This is a genomic window from Thermus sp. LT1-2-5, from assembly GCF_040363165.1.
Taxonomy (GTDB): Bacteria; Deinococcota; Deinococci; order Deinococcales; family Thermaceae; genus Thermus.
On the sequence record NZ_BSRG01000001.1, the window covers coordinates 34,903 to 53,871 of the forward strand.

The 18,969-nt window shown below is 66.6% G+C and carries 19 protein-coding genes and 1 tRNA gene; 14 read left to right on the forward strand and 6 right to left on the reverse strand.

Annotated elements, in window-relative coordinates; genetic code table 11:
• The first annotated feature begins 15 nt into the window (after positions 1 to 15).
• The 4 genes from ABXG85_RS00170 (at position 16) to murJ (ending at position 3,848) form a co-directional block, all read left to right on the forward strand.
• Positions 16 to 1,164 (forward strand): LCP family protein, encoded by a 1,149-nt coding sequence (locus ABXG85_RS00170; protein WP_353511722.1) that lies wholly within the window; start codon positions 16 to 18, stop codon positions 1,162 to 1,164.
• Positions 1,165 to 1,182: 18 nt separating this feature from the next.
• Positions 1,183 to 1,270 (forward strand) — tRNA-Leu (locus tag ABXG85_RS00175).
• A gap of 30 nt (positions 1,271 to 1,300) precedes the next feature.
• Positions 1,301 to 2,389, forward strand: coding sequence for a hypothetical protein (locus ABXG85_RS00180; protein ID WP_353511723.1), 1,089 nt, complete (start codon positions 1,301 to 1,303; stop codon positions 2,387 to 2,389).
• Entirely contained in the window at positions 2,379 to 3,848 is a 1,470-nt protein-coding gene (gene murJ / locus ABXG85_RS00185; RefSeq protein ID WP_353511724.1) for a murein biosynthesis integral membrane protein MurJ, read from the forward strand. The genes ABXG85_RS00180 and murJ overlap by 11 nt, the downstream gene beginning before the upstream one ends.
• Here the strand turns inward: murJ and ABXG85_RS00190 are convergent.
• From ABXG85_RS00190 to ABXG85_RS00210, 5 genes are read right to left on the reverse strand one after another with little or no spacing between them, the layout of a single operon-like run.
• Positions 3,845 to 5,737, reverse strand: a complete 1,893-nt coding sequence (locus ABXG85_RS00190) for an AMP-binding protein (RefSeq protein ID WP_353511725.1) — start codon at positions 5,735 to 5,737, stop codon at positions 3,845 to 3,847. The genes murJ and ABXG85_RS00190 overlap by 4 nt on opposite strands.
• Entirely contained in the window at positions 5,737 to 6,567 is an 831-nt protein-coding gene (locus ABXG85_RS00195) for a serine/threonine-protein kinase (RefSeq protein WP_353511726.1), read from the reverse strand. The genes ABXG85_RS00190 and ABXG85_RS00195 overlap by 1 nt, the downstream gene beginning before the upstream one ends.
• Positions 6,560 to 7,234 carry a metal-dependent hydrolase gene (locus ABXG85_RS00200; protein WP_353511727.1) on the reverse strand — a complete coding sequence of 225 codons (675 nt, stop codon included), beginning with the start codon at positions 7,232 to 7,234 and terminating at the stop codon, positions 6,560 to 6,562. Before ABXG85_RS00200 ends, ABXG85_RS00195 begins: the two co-directional genes overlap by 8 nt.
• Before the next feature lie 21 nt (positions 7,235 to 7,255).
• Positions 7,256 to 7,627 (reverse strand): DUF3809 family protein, encoded by a 372-nt coding sequence (locus ABXG85_RS00205; RefSeq protein ID WP_353511728.1) that lies wholly within the window; start codon positions 7,625 to 7,627, stop codon positions 7,256 to 7,258.
• Positions 7,624 to 7,833 carry a DUF3248 domain-containing protein gene (locus ABXG85_RS00210; RefSeq protein ID WP_039458978.1) on the reverse strand — a complete coding sequence of 70 codons (210 nt, stop codon included), beginning with the start codon at positions 7,831 to 7,833 and terminating at the stop codon, positions 7,624 to 7,626. The genes ABXG85_RS00205 and ABXG85_RS00210 overlap by 4 nt, the downstream gene beginning before the upstream one ends.
• A 113-nt stretch (positions 7,834 to 7,946) precedes the next feature.
• Between ABXG85_RS00210 and ABXG85_RS00215 the strand changes: the two genes are divergently transcribed.
• Together ABXG85_RS00215 and ABXG85_RS00220 are read left to right on the forward strand one after the other, a co-directional pair.
• A complete protein-coding gene (locus tag ABXG85_RS00215) occupies positions 7,947 to 9,659 on the forward strand; it encodes an aldehyde ferredoxin oxidoreductase C-terminal domain-containing protein (protein ID WP_353511729.1) in 1,713 nt (570 codons plus the stop codon).
• A 3-nt stretch (positions 9,660 to 9,662) separates the two neighbouring features.
• Positions 9,663 to 10,082 (forward strand): hypothetical protein, encoded by a 420-nt coding sequence (locus ABXG85_RS00220; protein ID WP_353511730.1) that lies wholly within the window; start codon positions 9,663 to 9,665, stop codon positions 10,080 to 10,082.
• On the opposite strand, the gene ABXG85_RS00225 is transcribed toward ABXG85_RS00220, so the two are convergent.
• A complete protein-coding gene (locus tag ABXG85_RS00225) occupies positions 10,030 to 11,175 on the reverse strand; it encodes a 23S rRNA (cytosine(1962)-C(5))-methyltransferase (protein ID WP_353511731.1) in 1,146 nt (381 codons plus the stop codon). The genes ABXG85_RS00220 and ABXG85_RS00225 overlap by 53 nt on opposite strands.
• A 101-nt stretch (positions 11,176 to 11,276) precedes the next feature.
• On the opposite strand from ABXG85_RS00225, the gene ABXG85_RS00230 reads away from it, so the two are divergent.
• The 8 genes from ABXG85_RS00230 to ABXG85_RS00265 are packed head-to-tail and all read left to right on the forward strand — an operon-like array spanning position 11,277 to position 18,969.
• Positions 11,277 to 11,591, forward strand: coding sequence for a V-type ATPase subunit subunit G family protein (locus ABXG85_RS00230; protein ID WP_353511732.1), 315 nt, complete (start codon positions 11,277 to 11,279; stop codon positions 11,589 to 11,591).
• Entirely contained in the window at positions 11,588 to 13,546 is a 1,959-nt protein-coding gene (locus tag ABXG85_RS00235) for a V-type ATP synthase subunit I (protein ID WP_353511733.1), read from the forward strand. Before ABXG85_RS00230 ends, ABXG85_RS00235 begins: the two co-directional genes overlap by 4 nt.
• Before the next feature lie 14 nt (positions 13,547 to 13,560).
• Complete coding sequence (locus tag ABXG85_RS00240; RefSeq protein WP_003046223.1) at positions 13,561 to 13,860, forward strand: F0F1 ATP synthase subunit C; 300 nt, start codon at positions 13,561 to 13,563, stop codon at positions 13,858 to 13,860.
• A 55-nt stretch (positions 13,861 to 13,915) separates the two neighbouring features.
• Positions 13,916 to 14,482 (forward strand): V-type ATP synthase subunit E, encoded by a 567-nt coding sequence (locus ABXG85_RS00245; protein WP_353511734.1) that lies wholly within the window; start codon positions 13,916 to 13,918, stop codon positions 14,480 to 14,482.
• Positions 14,483 to 14,485: 3 nt separating this feature from the next.
• On the forward strand, positions 14,486 to 15,457 hold the full coding sequence (locus ABXG85_RS00250) for a V-type ATPase subunit (protein ID WP_353511735.1): 972 nt from the start codon (positions 14,486 to 14,488) through the stop codon (positions 15,455 to 15,457).
• A gap of 2 nt (positions 15,458 to 15,459) precedes the next feature.
• Positions 15,460 to 15,774: a V-type ATP synthase subunit F gene (gene atpF / locus ABXG85_RS00255; RefSeq protein ID WP_353512055.1), complete on the forward strand. Its 315-nt coding sequence runs from the start codon at positions 15,460 to 15,462 to the stop codon at positions 15,772 to 15,774.
• A 12-nt stretch (positions 15,775 to 15,786) separates the two neighbouring features.
• Positions 15,787 to 17,523, forward strand: coding sequence for a V-type ATP synthase subunit A (locus ABXG85_RS00260; RefSeq protein ID WP_353511736.1), 1,737 nt, complete (start codon positions 15,787 to 15,789; stop codon positions 17,521 to 17,523).
• Positions 17,524 to 17,532: 9 nt separating this feature from the next.
• Positions 17,533 to 18,969: a V-type ATP synthase subunit B gene (locus ABXG85_RS00265; protein ID WP_039459007.1), complete on the forward strand. Its 1,437-nt coding sequence runs from the start codon at positions 17,533 to 17,535 to the stop codon at positions 18,967 to 18,969.

An 18,969-nucleotide genomic window follows, 5' to 3' on the forward strand; every position in this document is an offset into this window, starting at 1 on the left:
GTACACTAGGCCTTTGTGCGGCGCTTCCTCCTTGCCCTCCTCCTAGGGCTTCTTGCGGCGCTTTTCTACTGGGTTTATCCCCTTTTGGGCCCGGTGGCGCGCCAGGGGGCTTTGCCCTCCCCGGCGGGCCTGAAGGCGCCCCTCACCCTTTTGGTCTACGGCTCGAGCCCCGAGTATTCGGGCTACCACAAGCGGGCGCCCGAGCGCTTCCGGGGCCTGGCGGACACGGTTCTTTTGGTGCGGCTAGACCCCTTGGCCAACCGGGTGGTGGTCCTTTCCATTCCCCGGGACACCTGGGTGAACCTGCCCGGCTACGGCTGGCACAAGATCAACGCCTATAGCCCCTTGGGGGGTCCGGAGCTCATGAAGGAGGCGGTGGCGCGCCTCACGGGGGTGCGGCCCGAGCGTTACCTGGTGGTGAGCACCGAGGCCCTGCGCCGGGGGGTGGATGCCCTGGGAGGGGTGAGGGTGTGCGTGGAAAAGCCCATGCGTTATCGGGACACCGCCGCCGGGCTTTCCATTGACCTGGAGCCGGGCTGCCAGGTGCTGAGCGGGGCCCAGGCGGAAGGGTACCTCCGCTTCCGCAAGGACGCCCTGGGCGATATTGGCCGGGTGCAGCGGCAGCAGGCCTTCTTTCACGCCCTGAAAGAGGAGCTTCTATCCCCCAAAGGCCTCCTCCGCCTGCCCCGGGCGGTGGCGGCGGTGGAGCCTTACGTGAACACTGACCTCACCCGACAGGAGCGGGGGGCCATCCTGGGCTTCGCCATGAAGCGGCCCGAGCTCGTTAGCCTCCTTCTCCCCGGGCGCTTTGGGGGCGGGTGGGAGGTGGACGAGGGGGCCATGCGGCGGCTTCTCGCCCTTTACTTTGCCGGGGAGAAGGTGGAGGCGGAGGCGTCTTTGCGCGGTACGCTCGTGGCCCTGGTCTATGGCCCGGGGCAGGAGGCTCTGGCGGAAAGGGCCAGGGAGCGGCTCCACGCCTTGGGCCTGAGGGTCCTTCTCCACCCCGTGGACCTGGTGCCGGGGCGCACCGAGGTGTTGGAAAACGGCCCTGGCCTTTTGGCCAAGGCCCTGGGGGAAGCCCTGGGCGTGCCCCACCGCATCTCGGGGGAGGCGGTGTTGGGCGCTGACCTCACCTTGCGGCTTGGCGCCGACGCCCCTTTTTGAGTAGGATGGACTTCGCCCGCCGGGGTGGCGGAACGGTAGACGCTGCGGACTTAAAATCCGCTGGGGGGTTACCCCCGTACGGGTTCGAGTCCCGTCCCCGGCACCACCTTTGGCCCCGGATTAGGGGCCTTCCTTTATGCTAAGGCCCGTGGGCGTACTCACCCGCTTTTTGGAAAGGACCATGGCCCAGGCCCGCTACGACCTCCTGGGCCCGGGGCGCTTTTTGGCGGAGCTGCCGGAGCTCGGCCTGAAGGTGGAGGCCTCCCACCTCGAGGCCGCGCGGGAGGCCCTTAAAGAAGCCTTAGAAGATTGGCTTTTGCAGGCCTTGCGTTCCGGGCTGACGCCCCCCGGCTTGGAGGAGGAAGTAGACCCCGTACGGGCCCGTTTCTTCGCCCTGGCGGGGGAGATGTGGCGGCTTTTGCGCGAGCCGCAAGCGACCGCCAAGCCGCAGGAACCGCCTAAACCGCAAGAGCCCCCCAAGCCCCAAGAGCCCAAGGCCAAACGCATCGCCTCGGTGGAGGAGTGGCTCAAGGGGCTCGGCATCCAGGTGGTGAAAAAGCCCCAGGAAGACGAGGAAAAGGAGAAGGTCCTGACCCGGCTCTCCCTCTTCCTGGGTGACCGCTACCCCAGTCTGGAAAAGCTTTACGAGCGCTTGAAGCAAAGCCTCTCCACCAAGCGCCAGTTTGAGCTTTCCTTGGCGGAGGCAAGCCAGGAGGAGATCGCCAACTCCACCCAGTTCTGCACCATGCTCAAGCAGTACGCCCTCCTCACCAGCTACCACTACAAAAGCGAGGAGCGGCGGATACGGGCTAAGGCCAGCACCGAGGGCTGGGTGCAGAATTTCCTCACCGGGGGTTGGCTAGAGCGCTACGTGGCCGAGCGGCTTCGCAAGCTCCTTCGCTCCAAGAACCTACCCCACGAGGTGGCGGTGGGCTACCAGGTCATCCTGCCGGGCGGCGACGCCATGGAGCTGGACGTCCTGGTGCGGGTGGGGGAGCGGGTGTTTTGGTTCGAGGCCAAAACCGGGGACTTCCAGGCGCACATCGCCAAATACGCTGGGCTCAAGAAGGTGCTGGGCCTTTCCGCCCGGGAAAGCTTTTTGGTCCTGCTGGGTATGGACAAGGCGAGGGCCAAGGAGCTTTCCGCCCTGCATGGCCTCACCGTGGTGAACCAGGCCAACTTCGTGGAAGTGTTCCAGGAGGTCCTGGAGGGCAATGCTGCGTAAAGTCCTCCTGGTCATGGGGGGGACCCTGGCCTCGAGGGTCTTGGGCCTCCTGCGCCAGGCGGTCTTCAACGCCCTCTACCCGGACGCCCTCAAGGACGCCTTCAACGTGGCCTACCGGGTGCCGAACCTCCTCAGGGAGCTTTTGGCGGAAGGGGCGGTGCAGAACGCCCTGATCCCCATCCTCAAAAACTTGCCCGAGGCCGAGGCCAGGACCTTCGCCCGCCGCTTCGCCGCCTTCCTTTTGGGCGTGAACCTCCTCGTTTTGGGCCTCGGTTACCTTCTCGCCCCTTGGGTGGTAGGGCTTTTGGTGGCGGAGGGAAGCCACCTGCGGCAGGAAGCGGCCTTTGCTCAGGTGGTCTACCTCACCCGGCTCCTCCTGCCCTTCCTCCTCGGCATCTCCATGGCCGCCCTCTTCTCCGCCCTCTTGCAGGCGGAGGAGCGCTTCTTGCCCTACGCCTTAGGCCCCATCGCCTTCAACCTGGTGGCCATCGGTCTCATGGCCCTCTTCCCCGGAGACCCCACCCTGTTGGGCCTTTCCGTGTCCTTGGGGGGGCTTTTGCAGGCGGCGGTTCAGCTTCCCTTCCTGAAGGGGCTCCGCCTGGAATGGCGCTGGCACCCCGCCTTTTCCCCGGCGCTTCTCCGCATCGGGCCCTTTGCCTTCACCACCTCCTTGCGGCAGTTCTTAAACCTGGTCCTCACCAACATCCTCACCCGCTACCCCCCGGCGGCGGTAACGGGCTTTTACAACGCCGAGGTGGTGTTCCAGATGGCCTTGGGCCTTTTGGCCACCAGTCCAGCCATCGCCTACTTTCCCCGGATGAGCGCTCTAAAGGGGGTGGAGCTCGCCCGCTTCCTCGAGGTCCCCCTCAAGCGCCTTTCTCTCCTCCTCGCCCTGGCGGGGGGGCTTTTCTTGGGGTTGGCGCCCTATGTGGTGGTGCTCCTCTTCGGCCTCTTCGGGCCCCTTACCCCGGAGAACCGGGCCTATAGCGCCCAGGTCCTCTCCGCCATGGGCCTGGCGGTGCTCCCCTGGGGGGTGAACACCTTTTTGCTCCGGGGCCTTTACGCCTTAGGGCGGGTGCGGCAGGCGGTGGGGGCGAGCGCCTTGGTGTTCCTCGCCAATACCTTGGGCTATTGGCTCTTGCGGGACGCGGGGCTTTTTGTCCTCAACCTGGCCACCGCCTTGGCGGGGTGGCTCGGGTTTTTCCTTTACCTCCGCCTCTTCGCCCAGGAGGGTTTAGAGCTACGCTTCTTGCCCGGCTATCTGGCCCGAGCCTATGGGGCGGGCCTTGGAGCCGCTTTGCCGGGTCTACTTCTTGAGGTTTGGTGGCCCGCGGAGAGCGCCTGGGCTGCCTTGGGGCCTCTTCTGGTGGGGGGAGGGGCGGGGCTTGGGGTCTTTGCCCTTGTGGGAAGGCTTTTGGGCCTTCCCCTCAAGGAGGTCCTGGGCCGCTTGCGGGGCTAGCCCTGGGCCGCCTGGCGAATGGCCTCCACCGCCTCCGGGTTTTCCAGGGCGGAGAGGTCCCCGGGGTCTTGGCCCAGGTAGGCGGCCCGCACCACCCGGCGCATCACCTTGGCGTTGCGGGTTTTGGGGAGGTCGGGCACGAAGAGGACGCGCTCGGGACGCAGGGGCTTGCCCAGGGCCTCGGCCACCTTTTCCGCCACCGCCTCGGCGAGGGCGGGGCTTGCCGCCACCCCCGGCTTTAGGACGGCGAAGAGCACGATGGCTTCCCCCTTGACCGGGTGTGGCACCCCGATGGCGGCCGCCTCCTTCAAGGCAGGGTGGGCCAGGGCCGCCGTTTCCACCTCCGCCGGGCCCACCCGCTTGCCCGCCACCTTGAGGGTGTCGTCGCTACGGCCCAGGATGAAGAAGTGCCCCTCCTCGTCTTGGATGGCGAAATCCCCGTGGACCCACACCCCGGGCACCTTGGCGAAGTAGGTGTCCAGGTAGCGGGCCTCGTCCCGCCAGAAGCCCTTGGTCATCCCGGGCCAGGGGGCGAGGACGGCGAGCTCCCCCACCTGGCCCCGCACGGGCCTGCCCGCCTCGTCCAAGACCGCCGCCTTTATGCCGGGCACGGCGGTGTTGAACCCCATGGGCTTGATGGGCTTTAGGAGGACGTTGCCCAGGATGCCCCCCGAGATCTCCGTCCCCCCGGAGTAGTTGACGATGGGGCGCTTCTCCTCCCCCACCACCCGGAAGAACCAGAGGTAGGGCTCCAGGTTCCAGGGCTCCCCCGTGGAGCCCAGGACCCGGAGGGAGGAGAGGTCATGGGCCCGCACCGGGGCTTCCCCGAAGGGGATAAGGGCCCGCACCAGGGTAGGGGAGAGGCCCAGATGGGTGAGGCGGTGGGCTTCCACCATCCGCCAAAGCCGTTCGGGGCCGGGGTGGTCGGGGGCGCCGTCGTAGAGGAAGACCGTGCCCCCAAGGATGAGGCCGCCCAGAATGGTCCAAGGCCCCATCATCCAGCCCAGGTCGGTGAACCAGAAGAGGCGGTCTTCCTCCCGTAGGTCGAAGAGGAGGGCCATGTCCAAGGCGGCCTTGAGGGGAAAGCCGGCGTGGTAGTGCACCGTGCCCTTGGGGCGCCCCGTGGTCCCCGAGGTGTAGATGAGCATGAAGGGGTCCATGCTTTCCATCTCCTCCGGGGGAAATGGGGCGCCGCCCAGGGCGGCGTAGTCCACCTCCCCTTCCTCCAGGGGAAGGCCGAGGCGCCGCACCACCAAAAGGCGTTCCGTGCCCGAAAGGGCCAGGGCCTTGCGGGCTTCTCCTAAGAGCTCCACCCTCCTTCCCCGCCGGAGGAAGCCGTCCTGGACAGCGAGGAGCCTGGCCTCGGCGTCCTTTAGGCGGATGGCGGCGGCCTCGGCGGCGTAGCCGGAGAAGATGGGGATGGCGATGGCCCCGAGCCAGGCGGTGGCCAGGAGGAGGGTGGCGGCCTCGAGGCCCATGGGCATCCAGATCCCTACCCGCTCCCCCCGGCCTACCCCGAGCGCCTTTAGCCCCGCCGCCACCCGGGCCACCTCCCTCCTGAGCTCCCCGTAGGTGAGGGTGCGGATATGGCCGTTTTCTGTCTCCTGGAGGAGGGCTAGGCGGTCCTCCGGGTGGCGCAGGGCCGCCTCCACCAGGTTGAGCCTCCCCCCTACGAAGAAGCGGGGGAAGGGGAAGCCCCCTTCGATGACCTTGGTGTAGGGCTTGCGCCAGGGGACGCCCAGGTGGCGGAAAAACTCGCGGTAAAAGCCCTCGGCCTCCTCCACGCTGTAGCGGTAGAAGGCCTCGTAGTCCTGGAAGCCCAGGGCTTCCATGAACCGGAAAAGCCGGGTGCTTCGGGCTTCCTCTTTTGGGTACCAGACCGCTTCCATCACTTCCTCCAAAAGGGAAAGCGCTTGGGCTTCTTGGGCTCCTCGGGCTCCGTGGGGGGAGCTTGGGGGTGGCGGAGCACCTCCAGAAAGCCCTGGAGGTCCAGGCGTTCCTCTGGGCGCTTGGCGAGGAGGCGCCTTAGGGCCCTATCCAGCCTCGGGGGCAGGCTCGTGGGGGGCGGGGGAAGGAGGAGGTGGGCTTGGCGGAGCTCTTCCAGGCTTTCTCCCCGGAAAGGGCGCTTGCCCGTGAGGAGCTCGTAGGCCATGACCCCGAAGGCGTAGGCCTCGCTCTTCGGGCTCGGCCGGGCGCCTAGGAAGAGCTCGGGGGCCAGGTAGTGCGGGCTTCCAGCGTACTCGGGGCTGGGGTCTTCCAAGGGGCGCAGGGTCCCCAGGTCCCCCAGCTTGTAGTGGCCGTTTTGGAGGAAGACGTTGGAGGGCTTCACGTCCTGGTGCAAAAAGCCCTTCTCGTGCAGGTACAAAAGGGCTTCCCCCACCTCCAAAAGGGCCCTTACCGCCTCTTCCCGGGGCAGGGGAACCCGGTGGAGGCGTTCCTCTAAGGTGCCCTCCTCCAGGTACTCCAGGGCCAAGAAGGCCTCCTCCCCCAAGGGCACCCCCGCCAGGCCCCGCACCAGGTGGGGGTGCTTGAGGGAGAGGGATAGGGTCACTTCCCGGGCGAAGCGCTCGGCCAGCTTGGGGTTTTGGCGCACCTCCTTCTTGGGGAGCTTCAGGGCCACCTTCCCCAAACCCGGGGTTTCGGCCAGGTAGACCTGGGCCGTCTGCCCAAGGCCCAGGAGCATCACGAGGCGGAAGTCCTTGCGCTTCAGGCTATTCAAGGAGCAAAACCCCTCCCGGCTTCAGAGCATGCCCCTCCACGCCCCGCTCTTTGGCCTTTTGGGCAAAAGCCTCCCCGTCTTGCTGGATGGGGGGGAAGGTGTTGTAGTGGATGGGTACCACCTTCTTGGGCTTGAGGAGGTCCAGGGCCTTCAGGGCGTCTTCTGGGCCCATGGTGAAGTGGTCCCCAATGGGCAAAAAGGCGAGGTCCAAGCCCGCCTCCCCGATGAGGCGCATGTCCGAGAAGAGGGCGGTGTCGCCAGCGTGGTAGATGCGCTTGCCCCCGAGCTCCAGAATGACCCCCATGGGCATGCCCCCATAGGTGCCGTCGGGGAAGCTGGAGGAGTGCCAGGCGGGGGTCCATTTGAGCCAGCCTCCTTCGAAGCGGTAGGTACCCCCGATGTTCATGGGAACGCTCTTGGCCCCGTGCTTCTCGGCGTAGGTGGCGATCTCGAAGGTGGAAACCACCACCCCGCCCTTCTTGGAAAGGGCCACGGCGTCCCCGAAGTGGTCCCCGTGGGCGTGGGTAACCAGAATGAGGTCGGCTTGGACCTCGGCCACGGAGGCTGCCGCCATGGGGTTTCCCGTGAGGAAGGGGTCAATGACCACCTTGGTCTTGCCGTCGGAAAGCCAGACCGCCGAGTGGCCCAGGTACCGGATCTCCAGCATAGGCACCTCCTTTAGCAGGCACTATACCGGAGAGGGGGCTTGGGGGGAAAGGGCACGTTCCAAGTAGCGGTGGAATAGGGCTTCCAGAATTTTGGCGAAGGCCCGTTCGCCCCAGCTTTTTCCCTCGGGCAGAACTAGGCTAAGCTCTAGCTCCAGTTCCCACCCTTCCTGAGCCCGGCGTGCCTGGCCCTCCACCCGCAAGGAAGGAGGGGCTAGGGGAAGAGACAGGAGGCGGTCGCCTTCAAGCCGGCTGGCGAAGGGAAGGATAAGTTCCCCCAGCACGGGGTTTTCCTGGCGCAACACCCCTCGGAGTTCGGGCCCCTGGAGGTCCACCTCGAGGGGAAGCCCGGGGGACAAGGCGCCGTTTAAGCGAAGCCGGAGCCTGGCCTTCATCCTTCCACCCATTCCACCCGCACCCGGCCTTCCTTGAGGAGGCGGGAAACCTCGGCGTCGGGGACGTTGAGGAGCCTGGGGAGCTCGCGGAAGCGGGGCGTGGCCGAGGCCAGGCCCACCCGCACGATGAGCACATCCTCCTCTTCCGCACGCCCGATGCGCCACACCAGGTGCTGGCCGAGGAGGTCTAGGAGGTCCTTCTCCACCCCTTTAGCCTACTCCGCTTTTGGGCCCGGGGGTGTAAGGCGCCGAAACGTGGGGGCGCTTGAGCGGGGAAAAAGGCTTTGCCTGTACACTTCCCTTAGGGGCGGAGGCAAGTATGTGGCGGTCTGTACGGCTTGACTTGGCGGTGAAAAGGGCCCATTGGGAAGAGATCCCACCCGAAGAGGTGGCCTGGGGCGGACGCTACCGCACAGCCCACCTTCTTTGGGAGCGGGAGGCTTACCGTGTTGACCCCCTTTCCTCGGACAACCCCCTGGTCTTCGCCATCGGCCCCCTGGCGGGCACGGGGTTTTCCAACGCCAACCGCACCAGCGTGGGCACCCGTAGCCCCCTCACCCTGGGCATCAAGGAGGCCAACGGGGGCGGCACCTTCGGCTACGCCCTGGGGCAGATGAAGGTGGCCCACCTGGTCCTGGAGGGCCAAAGCCCTGAGTGGGTGGTGGTGCGCCTCACCAAGGAAGGGGAGGTCTTCTTTGACCCAGCGGAGGGGCTTTTGGGCCTTGGGAACTTTGAGGCGGCGAGGCGGCTTTTCGCCGCTTACGGGCGGAAGATCGCCTTTGCCCTTTTGGGGCCGGTGGGGGAGTACCTGGGGCTCCTTTCCGGCATCGCCTTTTCTGACATCGATGGCCGCCCTTCCCGCCTCGCCGCCCGGGGGGGCGTGGGGGCGGTGATGGGGTCTAAGCGGGTGAAGGCCATCGTGGTGGAGGTGCCGGGGAAGGTGGAGGTGTTTGACAAGCCCAAGGTCTTAGAAGGGGTACGCCGTTACGCCCAGCTCCTGCGGGAAGACCCCTTAGTCATGCAGTTTTACAACGCCATCGGCACCATGGGCATGGCGGACTTCCAAAACGCCTTTGGGGGGCTTCCCGTGCGCAACTTCCGCGAGGGTCGTCTGGCCCCTCCGGAGGTCTTCCGCATGGGCGGGCAGTACATCGCCCCCCTGAATAGGTCCCGTGGGGGCAAGCACACCCACGCCTGCATGCCGGGGTGCGTGATCCAGTGCTCCAACGTCATCGTGGACGAGAAGGGGGAAGAGGTGGTTTCCCCCTTGGAGTACGAGACCATCGGCCTCCTGGGCACCAACTGCGGCCTTTCCGACCCGGATCAGCTCGCCCGGCTTAACCGCCTGGCCAACGACCTGGGAATCGACACCATCGAAACGGGAGCAAGCCTCGCCCTTTACATGGAGAAGGGCCTGGCGGACTTTGGGGACTACGCCTTCATGGAGGCTAAGCTTAAGGCCCTTTACGCTCCGAGCGAGGAGGCGCGGCTTCTCGCCCAGGGCACAGCCCGGCTGGGGGAGGCCTTGGGGGTGCAAAGGGTGCCGGTGATCAAGCGCCAGGCCATCAGTGCCTACGACCCCAGGGTGGTGGAGGCCACGGGCATCACCATGATGGTCACCGCCCAGGGGGCGGACCACACCGCGGGGAATGCGCCCCGGCTGGAAACCCGGGCCATGAAGCCCGAGGAGGTCCTCGAGGCCAGCTACCAGGCCCAGGTGAACGCCGCCGCCAACGATAGCCTGGGGCTTTGCGTCTTCGGGGGGAGCGTCACCAACAAGCAGGTGGCCTTTATCGTGGAAAGCGTCAACGCCGCCTTGGGCACCCGCTTGAGCCCGGATTTCTGGCAGGTGCTTGGGGAAGGGGTCTTGCGTCTGGAGCACCGTTTCAACCACCAAGCGGGCTTTACCCACGAGGACGACCGCCTGCCCGCCTTCTTCTACGAGGAGCCGGTGCCCCCCAAGGGGTACACGGCCCGTTTCCGCCCGGAGGACCTCTCCCCCCTCTACGCCCGGCTTCACGGGGAGGGTTAGCCCGTGGGGGAAAAGCCCCTTTGGGAAGCCGCCTTCGCCGGGCTTTCCCCCCTGGCCTTCTACGGGGGGGTGGGCCTTTTGCTCGGGGCCTGGGCTTTCGGGGAGGCCCCGGGGTGGGTGTGGCTCTTCCTTTACCCCTGGTGGCGGCTTCGCCAGGGGTGGCGGGCCTCCCTTTACCCGGAGCGCCTCGTCCTAAAGCCCCCCTTGGGCCTGGCTCGGGCCGTGCCCTTGGAGCGGGTGGAAGGCGTGGAGGTGGGCTTTTGGCCTGCTGGGCCTTTGGCAAGGGGAAGAAGGGCCCTTTTCCTCCTCTTGGCCGATGGGGAAAGGCTTCCCTTACCCCTGCCCGAACCCGAGCCCCTGGCGGAGTACCTTAGAGTACTTCTAAAAGAGCGAACTTCAGGTAATGGGTCTCCGGGTGGTTGAGGAGGACGGGGTGGTCAAAGCCCTGGCCCCGCTTTTCCAAGACCCTTAGGGTGCGGTGAGCGTCCTGGGCTGCCTCCCGGAGCATTTCGTAAAAAAGGGGCTCGGTGAGGTGATGGCTGCAGCTTGCCGTGGCCAAGACCCCACCCTCCTTCAGGAGCTTGATGGCCCTCAGGTTCACCTCCTTGTAGGCCCGGTAGGCCCGTTCCACGTCCTTCTTGCCCTTGGCGAAGGCCGGGGGGTCCAGGACGATGAGGTCAAACCGCTCCCCCGCTTTTTCTAAGGTTCTCAAGTAGTCAAAGGCGTTGGCCTCCACCGTCTTGAGGTTCAGGCCGTTGAGGCGGGCGTTTTCCTCGGCTCGCTTCAGGGCCTCCGCGGAGCTGTCCACGCTGATCACCTCCTGGAAGCCCAAGGCCAGGTGCAGGCTGAAGCCCCCGGCGTAGCTGAAAACGTCCAAAGCCCGTTCCCCCTGGAAGCGCTCCATGAGGATGCGGTTTTCCCGCTGGTCCAGGTAGGCCCCGGTCTTCTGCCCTTCCAGGAGGTCCACCAGGTAGCGCACCTGCCCTTCCCGCACCATCACCCGCTCGGGCACCTGGCCCAGGAGGGGGCGGACGTAAAGGGGAAGGCCCTCTAGCTCCCGGCTCTTGGCGTCGTTTTTGGCCAGGACGCTCTTGACCAGGGGCCTAAGCCTTTCCGCCACCTGGGGCAGGAGGCCTTCCCAGGCGTGGGCCGTGGCCTGAAGCACGGCGTGGCCGGCATAGTAGTCCACCACGAGCCCGGGGAGGAAGTCCCCCTCGGCGTGGGCCAGGCGGAAGCCGCCTTCAGGCTCCCTTTCCAGATGGGGCAGGCGGCGGCGCAGGGCGGTTTCCAGGTTGTCCAAAAGGGCCTTCGCCGGGTCTTCCGCCGGGCGGAAGCGGTAGGCCCGCACCGTGAGGTCGCTTTGCGGGTTATAGAGGGCTAGGGCCAAGAAGCGCTTTCCCCAGTAGACGGGGTAAAGGCCCGGCGTGTCGGGCCCAGCGAGCACGTCGCGGCGGAAGACCCATAAGTGACGGGCGAGAAGTCGGGCGGCCCCGCGTTCGTTGACGAGAATCCTCACCGCTTCAGTATACTTAGGCGGGGTTGGTTGACGCTTGCCCCCGCGGCCGGTATCATGACCGGCGGGCGCACTTTGCGCATGTTTTCACATAAGGAGGGGCGATGGGAGGCCTGGGACTTATCAAGACCCTAGCGGAGAAGGAGAGGGAGCTCCTTGCCCGCCTCGAGGCCGCCAAGAAGGAGGCGGAAGACCTCCTTAAGCGGGCGGAGGTCGAGGCCAAGGCCCTTTTGGAGGAGGCGGAGGCCAAGGCCAAGGCCCTGGAGCAGGAATTCAAGGAAAAGGAGGCCCGGGAAACCGAAGCCCTCCTGGCCCAGTACCGCAAGCAGGCCGAGGCCGAGGCCCAGGCGGTGAAGGAAAAGGGTCTGGCCCGCCTGCCGGAGGCGGTGGCCCTAGTGCTCCAGGAGGTCTTGCCGTGATCGCCCCCATGGAGAAGCTGGTCCTAGCCGGACCTAAGGCCCGGGCCAAGGAGCTTCTCCATAGCCTGCAGCAGGCGGGGGTGGTGCACCTGGAAACCCTGCGGGTGGCGGAGCTTGCCGAGTACAAGCTCTCCCCCGAGGAGCGGGAGGAGCTAAGGCGCTGGGAGGGGGTGGCGGCGGGGGCCGAGCACGCCCTCACCCTCCTAGGCCAAGAGGTGGCCCCTTCCCGCCCCTTCCCGGAGGGCCTCGAGGCGGCGGAGAAGGCCCTCGCCCCCATCCAGGGCCACGCCGAGGGGCTTTCCCGGCAGAAACAGGAGCTGGAGGAGGAGCTTTCCTTGGCCCAGGCCTACCTGGAGCCCTTGGAAAGGCTCGCCGGTTTGGCCCAGGGCCTGGACCAAAGCCCCTTCTTCCGGGTGGTTCCCTTCCTCCTTACGGAAAAGGAGCTTCCCTTGGTGGAGGAGGCCTTGAAGAAGGCCTTGGAAGACCGCTTCTTCCTGGCCCATGAGCCCTACGCCAAGGGGCTCGCCGCCCTTTTGGTGGTGCACCGCCGGGACCTCGAGGCGGCCAAGGCGGCCTTGTCCCGGGCAGGGGTAGCGGAGCTGCGGCTTCCTGGGGCCTTGGGGGAGCTTCCCCTCTCCCAGGCGGCAAGGCGGCTCAAGGAGCGGGCGGAGGCGGCTCCCCGGGAGCTCTCCGAGGTGCGCCAGAGCCTGGCCAAGCTGGCTAAGGAGGCCACCTCCACCCTGCAAAGCCTCTGGACCCGGGCCAAGGACGAGGTAGCCCGGCTCAAGGCCCTGGAGGAGTTGGCCTCGGGTCGCTTTGGCTTCGCCCTCTTGGGCTACGTGCCCGTGAAGGCCAAGCCCAAGGTGGAGGAGGCCCTGGCCCGCCACAAGGAGGGTGTGGTCTACGCCTTCGAACCGGTGGACGAGCACCATGAGGCGGACCGCATTCCCGTGACCCTGGACAACCCCCCTTGGGTAAAGCCCTTTGAGCTTTTGGTGAGCTTCCTCAACACGCCCAAGTACGGCTCCCTTGACCCCACCCCCGTGGTCCCCATCTTCTTCCCCTTCTGGTTCGGGATGATCGTGGGGGACATCGGCTACGCCCTCCTCTTCCTCCTTCTTGGGCGCTGGCTTTCCGGCTTCGTCAAGCGGAATGAGCCCTTGGTCATCGACCTCTTCGCCCTTCGGCTCAAGCCCCAGGTGATCGGCAAGCTGGTCTACATCTTGAACTGGATGGTCTTCTGGACCGTCCTTTGGGGCGTGGTCTACGGGGAGTTCTTCGGCACCTTCTTGGAGCACCTGGGGGTCTTCGGCACCCCGGAGCACCCCGGCCTCATCCCCATCCTCATCCCCCGTATCGATACCGCCAAGACCGCCAATCTCCTCATCCTCCTCTCCGTGGCCTTTGGCGTGCTCATGGTCTTCTGGGGGCTCATCCTCCGCGCCTACCTGGGCTTCAAGCACCGCCACATGGCCCACTTCTGGGAAGGGGTGGGGTATCTGGGTGGGCTTGTGGGCATTCTGGCCCTGGCCGCCTCCTACCTGGGCAACCTGCAGGCGGGGTGGCTTACGGGCCTCATGTACGTGGGCTTTGGCGTCTTCCTCTTGGCCGTCCTCATGAGCCGCATCTGGCTCATGATCCCGGAGATCTTCACCCAGGCGGGGCACATCCTTTCCCACATCCGTATCTACGCCGTGGGGGCCGCGGGGGGCATCCTGGCGGGCCTCCTCACCGATGTGGGCTTTGCCCTGGCGGAGCGGATGGGCCTTGTGGGGGCGCTTTTGGGCATCGTGGTGGCGGGGGTGTTGCACCTCTTGATCCTCCTCCTCACCACCTTGGGGCACATGCTCCAGCCCATCCGTCTTATTTGGGTGGAGTTCTTCACCAAGTTCGGTTTCTACGAGGAGAACGGCAGGCCTTACCGGCCGTTCAAAAGCGTCCGCGAGACGCAGTAAAGGGAGGGAAAGAGATGAAGAAGCTTCTTGTTCTGGTTCTGGTGGCGGTGTTCGGCGCATTGGCTTTGGCGGCGGAGGAGGCGGCGGCCTCCGGGGGCTTGGACCGTGGCCTCATCGCTGTGGGCATGGGGCTTGCCGTGGGCCTAGCCGCCTTGGGCACGGGCGTGGCCCAGGCCCGCATCGGGGCCGCCGGCGTGGGGGCCATCGCCGAGGACCGGGGCAACTTCGGTACCGCCCTGATCTTCCTGCTCCTGCCCGAAACCCTGGTGATCTTCGGTCTCCTCATCGCCTTCATCCTGAACGGCAAGCTCTAAGGGGCTTCTTGGGCCCTGCCCCAAAGGGGGCAGGGCTTTTTCCCAAGGAGGGAAGATGTCTAAACTGGAAGCCATTTTGAGCCAGGAGGTGGAGGCGGAGATCCGCACCCTTCTGGAGGAGGCCAGGACCAAAGCCGAAGGCCTGCGCAAGGAGGCGGAGGCCAAGGCGGAGGCCCTTTTGGCCGCTAGGAAGCGGGCCCTCGAGGCCCAATACCAAGCCGCCCTGCGCCGAGCGGAAAGCGCCGGGGAGCTCCTGTTGGCCACCGCCCGCACCGAGGCGAAGGGCGAGGTGCTGGAGGCGGTGAAGGCCAAGGTGCGGGAGGCCTTGGCGGGCCTGCCGACAAAGCCCGAGTGGCCGGAGGTGCTCAGGAAACTTGCCCTGGAGGCGCTATCCGCCCTGCCCGAGCCCGTGGCCCTCGCCTCCCACCCGGAGAACCTGCCCCACCTGGAGCCCCTGGCCCGGGAGCGGGGCCTGGAGCTAAGGGCCGACCCCGCCTTGCGGCTTGGGGTGCGGGCCCTGGGGAAAGAGGGTAAAACCCAGGTGGAAAACACCCTGGAAGGCCGCCTGGAGCGGGCGTGGGACGCCCTTTCCGCCAAGGTGGCCGCAGTGCTTTGGGGCTAGGCCATGGCGGACGACTTCGCCTACCTAAACGCCCGGGTGCGGGCCAGGCGGCAAAGCCTCCTCAAGGAGAGCTTCTTCCAGGAGGCCTTGGACCTGGCCTACCCCGAGTTCCTCCGCCTCCTTTCCGAAAGCGTCTACGGGGCGGAGCTTGCCGGGCAGGGCCTGCCCGAGGTGGACCGGGCGGTGGGGCGCACCCTGGCCCGGCTGGTGGGGGACCTGCCGGGTCTGGTCACCGGGGAGGCAAGGGAGGCGGTGCGCCTCCTCCTCCTGCGCAACGACCTCACCAATCTGCAGGCCCTCCTGCGGGCCAAGGCCACGGGCCGCCCCTTTGAGGAGGTCCTCCTCCTGCCGGGCACGCTGAAGGAGGCCCTTTGGCGCCAGGCCTACGAGGCGCAGGATGTTCCCGGCATGGCCCAGGTCCTCTCCGTCCCCGGCCACCCCTTGGCCCGGGCCCTGCGGGCGGTGCTGCGGGAAACCCAGGACCTGGCCCGGGTGGAGGCCCTGTTGGCCAAGCGCTTTTACGAGGACGTGGCCAAGACCGCCAAGGCCCTCGAGGCGCCCTTCTTGCGGGACTACCTGGCCCTGGAGGTGGACGCCGAGAACCTGCGCACCGCCTTCAAGCTTCAGGGGCAGGGGGTATCCCCGGAGGGGCTTTTCATCCGGGGCGGGCGCTTCGTGGACCGGGTGCGCTTTTCTCGCCTTCTGGAGGGGGATTATGCCGTTTTGGACGAGCTTTCCGGCACGCCCTTCGCTCCCTTGGCCGGGGTGCTGGACCTGAAGGAGCTGGAGAAGCGCCTGAGGTGCGTCCTCCTCAAGGAGGCCAAGAAAGGGGCTTCCGACCCCTTGGGGGCGGGGCTCGTTCTGGCCTACGTGAAGGAGCGGGAGTGGGAGGCTATGCGGCTTAGGCTCTTGGCCCGGCGGGCCTACTTCGGCCTGCCCCGGGCCCAGGTGGAGGAGGAGGTGGCCTGCGCATGAGGATCGCCGTGATCGCCGACCCCGAGGCCGCTCAGGGCTTCCGGCTGGCGGGCCTCGAGGCGTACGCCGCCCAAAGCCCGGAGGAGGCCAGGGCCCTCTTGGAAAGGCTCGTGCAACAGGGGGCCTACGCCTTGGTGGCCGTGGACCAAGGCCTTTTGCCGGAACCGGAAAAGGCGGTGGAGCGCCTCATGCGGGGGAAGGACCTCCCGGTCCTCCTGCCCATGGCGGGCCTGAAGGAGGCGTTCCAGAACCCCGACGTGGAAGGCTACATGCGGGAGCTGGTGCGGCGCACCATCGGCTTTGACATCAAGTTGTAGGATGGAGGGAAGATGATCCAAGGCGTGATTGAGAAGATCGCGGGTCCGGCGGTGATCGCCAAGGGCATGCTCGGGGCCCGCATGTACGATATCTGCAAGGTGGGCAACGAGGGTCTGGTGGGGGAGATCATCCGCCTGGACGGGGACACCGCCTTCGTCCAGGTCTACGAGGACACCTCGGGCCTCAAGGTGGGGGAGCCCGTGGTTTCCACCGGGCTTCCCTTGGCGGTGGAGCTGGGCCCCGGGATGCTCAACGGCATCTACGACGGCATTCAGCGCCCCCTGGAGCGCATCCAGGAGAAGACGGGGATCTACATCACCCGGGGCGTGGTGGTCCACGCCCTGGACCGGGAAAAGAAGTGGGCCTGGACCCCTAGGGTCAAGCCCGGAGACGAGGTGAAGGGGGGCATGGTCCTGGGCACCGTGCCCGAGTTCAACTTCACCCACAAGATCCTGGTGCCCCCGGACGTGAAGGGCCGGGTGAAGGAGGTGAAGCCCGCCGGGGAGTACACCGTGGAGGAGCCGGTGGTGGTCCTGGAGGACGGCACCGAGCTCAAGATGTACCACACCTGGCCGGTGCGCCGGGCCCGCCCCGTGCAGCGGAAGCTAGACCCCAACACCCCCTTCCTCACGGGGATGCGCATCCTGGACGTCCTCTTCCCCGTGGCCATGGGGGGCACCGCCGCCATCCCCGGGCCCTTCGGTAGCGGGAAGACCGTGACCCAGCAGTCCCTAGCCAAGTGGTCCAACGCCGACGTGGTGGTCTACGTGGGGTGCGGGGAGCGGGGCAACGAGATGACCGACGTTTTGGTGGAGTTCCCCGAGCTCACCGACCCCAAGACGGGGGGTCCCCTCATGCACCGCACGGTGCTCATCGCCAACACCTCCAACATGCCCGTGGCCGCCCGCGAGGCGAGCATTTACGTGGGGGTGACCATCGCCGAGTACTTCCGCGACCAGGGCTTTTCTGTGGCCCTCATGGCCGACTCCACCAGCCGCTGGGCGGAGGCCTTGCGGGAGATCTCCAGCCGGTTGGAGGAGATGCCTGCGGAAGAGGGCTATCCCCCTTACCTGGCCGCCCGCTTGGCCGCCTTCTACGAACGCTCGGGTAAGGTGATCACCCTGGCGGGCGAGGAGGGGGCGGTGACCATCGTGGGGGCGGTTTCCCCGCCGGGCGGGGATATGTCCGAGCCCGTGACCCAGTCCACCCTGCGCATCGTGGGGGCCTTCTGGCGGTTGGACGCTTCCTTGGCCTTCCGCCGCCACTTCCCCGCCATCAACTGGAACGGCTCCTACTCCCTCTTCACCGGGGCCCTGGACCCCTGGTACCGGGAGAACGTGGCTCCCGACTACCCCGAGCTCCGCGACGCCATCTCCGAGCTCCTGCAGCGGGAGGCGGGGCTGCAGGAGATCGTCCAGCTGGTGGGGCCCGATGCCCTCCAGGACGCCGAGCGCCTGGTAATCGAGGTGGGGCGCATCATACGCGAGGACTTCCTGCAGCAAAATGCCTACCACGAGGTGGACGCCTACTGCTCCATGCGGAAGGCCTACGGCATCATGAGGATGATCCTCTCCTTCTACAAGGAGGCCGAGGCGGCCATCCGCCGGGGCGTGAGCATCGACGAGATCCTGGGGCTTCCCGTCATCGAGCGCATCGGCCGCGCCCGCTACGTGAGCGAGGAGGAGTTCCCCCGCTACTTTGAGGAAGCCATGAAGGAGATTGAAGGGGCCTTTAAGGCCCTGGCCTAGGGAGGGAAGATGGACCTCTTGAAAAAGGAGTACACCGGCGTCACCTATATCTCCGGGCCCTTGCTCTTCGTGGAGAACGCCAAGGACCTGGCCTACGGCGCCATCGTGGACATCAAGGACGGCTCGGGCCGGGTGCGGGGCGGGCAGGTGATCGAGGTTTCCGAGGAGTACGCCGTCATCCAGGTGTTCGAGGAAACCACGGGCCTGGACCTGGCCACCACCACGGTGAGCCTGGTGGAGGACGTGGCCCGGCTCGGGGTTTCCAAGGAGATGCTGGGCCGCCGCTTCAACGGCATCGGCAAGCCCATCGACGGCCTGCCCCCCATCACCCCGGAGAAGCGGCTTCCCATCGTGGGCCTTCCCCTGAACCCCGTGGCCCGCAGGAAGCCGGAGGAGTTCATCCAAACGGGGATTTCCACCATTGACGTGATGAACACCCTGGTGCGGGGGCAGAAGCTTCCCATCTTCTCCGGCTCGGGCCTTCCCGCCAACGAGATCGCCGCCCAGATCGCCCGCCAGGCCACGGTGCGCCCCGACCTCTCCGGGGAAGGGGAGAAGGAGGAACCCTTCGCCGTGGTCTTCGCCGCCATGGGCATCACCCAGCGGGAGCTCTCCTACTTCATCCAGGAGTTCGAGCGCACCGGGGCCCTGAGCCGCTCCGTCCTCTTCCTCAACAAGGCGGACGACCCCACCATCGAGCGCATCCTCACCCCCCGCATGGCCCTCACCGTGGCGGAGTACCTGGCCTTCGAGCACGATTACCACGTGCTGGTCATCCTCACGGACATGACCAACTACTGCGAGGCCCTGCGGGAAATCGGGGCGAGCCGGGAGGAGATCCCCGGGCGCCGCGGCTACCCCGGTTACATGTACACCGACCTGGCCACCATCTACGAGCGGGCCGGGGTGGTGGTGGGGAAGAAGGGGAGCGTGACCCAGATCCCCATCCTCTCCATGCCCGACGACGACCGGACCCACCCCATTCCCGACCTCACCGGCTACATCACCGAGGGGCAGATCCAGCTCTCCCGGGAACTCCACCGCAAGGGCATCTACCCGCCCATCGACCCCCTGCCCTCCCTCTCCCGGCTCATGAACAACGGGGTGGGCAAGGGCAAGACCCGGGAGGACCACAAGCAGGTGTCCGACCAGCTCTACTCCGCCTACGCCAACGGCGTGGACATCCGCAAGCTGGTGGCCATCATCGGCGAGGACGCCCTCACGGAGAACGACCGCCGCTACCTGCAGTTCGCCGACGCCTTTGAGAAGCACTTCATCAACCAAGGCCAGCAGAACCGCTCCATCGAGGAGAGCCTACAGATCGCCTGGGCTCTCCTCTCCATGCTTCCCCAGGGCGAGCTCAAGCGCATTTCCAAGGACCACATCGGCAAGTACTACGGGCAGAAGCTGGAAGAAATCTGGGGCGCTCCGCAGGCCCTGGACTAA

Coding starts and splice junctions, on each gene's coding strand:
- ABXG85_RS00180 (WP_353511723.1), top strand. CDS start 1,301: ATGCTAAGGCCCGTGGGCGTACTCACCCGCTTTTTGGAAAGGACCATG.
- murJ (WP_353511724.1), top strand. CDS start 2,379: ATGCTGCGTAAAGTCCTCCTGGTCATGGGGGGGACCCTGGCCTCGAGG.
- ABXG85_RS00190 (WP_353511725.1), bottom strand. CDS start 5,737: ATGGAAGCGGTCTGGTACCCAAAAGAGGAAGCCCGAAGCACCCGGCTT.
- ABXG85_RS00200 (WP_353511727.1), bottom strand. CDS start 7,234: ATGCTGGAGATCCGGTACCTGGGCCACTCGGCGGTCTGGCTTTCCGAC.
- ABXG85_RS00205 (WP_353511728.1), bottom strand. CDS start 7,627: ATGAAGGCCAGGCTCCGGCTTCGCTTAAACGGCGCCTTGTCCCCCGGG.
- ABXG85_RS00215 (WP_353511729.1), top strand. CDS start 7,947: ATGTGGCGGTCTGTACGGCTTGACTTGGCGGTGAAAAGGGCCCATTGG.
- ABXG85_RS00230 (WP_353511732.1), top strand. CDS start 11,277: ATGGGAGGCCTGGGACTTATCAAGACCCTAGCGGAGAAGGAGAGGGAG.
- ABXG85_RS00240 (WP_003046223.1), top strand. CDS start 13,561: ATGAAGAAGCTTCTTGTTCTGGTTCTGGTGGCGGTGTTCGGCGCATTG.
- ABXG85_RS00245 (WP_353511734.1), top strand. CDS start 13,916: ATGTCTAAACTGGAAGCCATTTTGAGCCAGGAGGTGGAGGCGGAGATC.
- ABXG85_RS00250 (WP_353511735.1), top strand. CDS start 14,486: ATGGCGGACGACTTCGCCTACCTAAACGCCCGGGTGCGGGCCAGGCGG.
- ABXG85_RS00260 (WP_353511736.1), top strand. CDS start 15,787: ATGATCCAAGGCGTGATTGAGAAGATCGCGGGTCCGGCGGTGATCGCC.
- ABXG85_RS00265 (WP_039459007.1), top strand. CDS start 17,533: ATGGACCTCTTGAAAAAGGAGTACACCGGCGTCACCTATATCTCCGGG.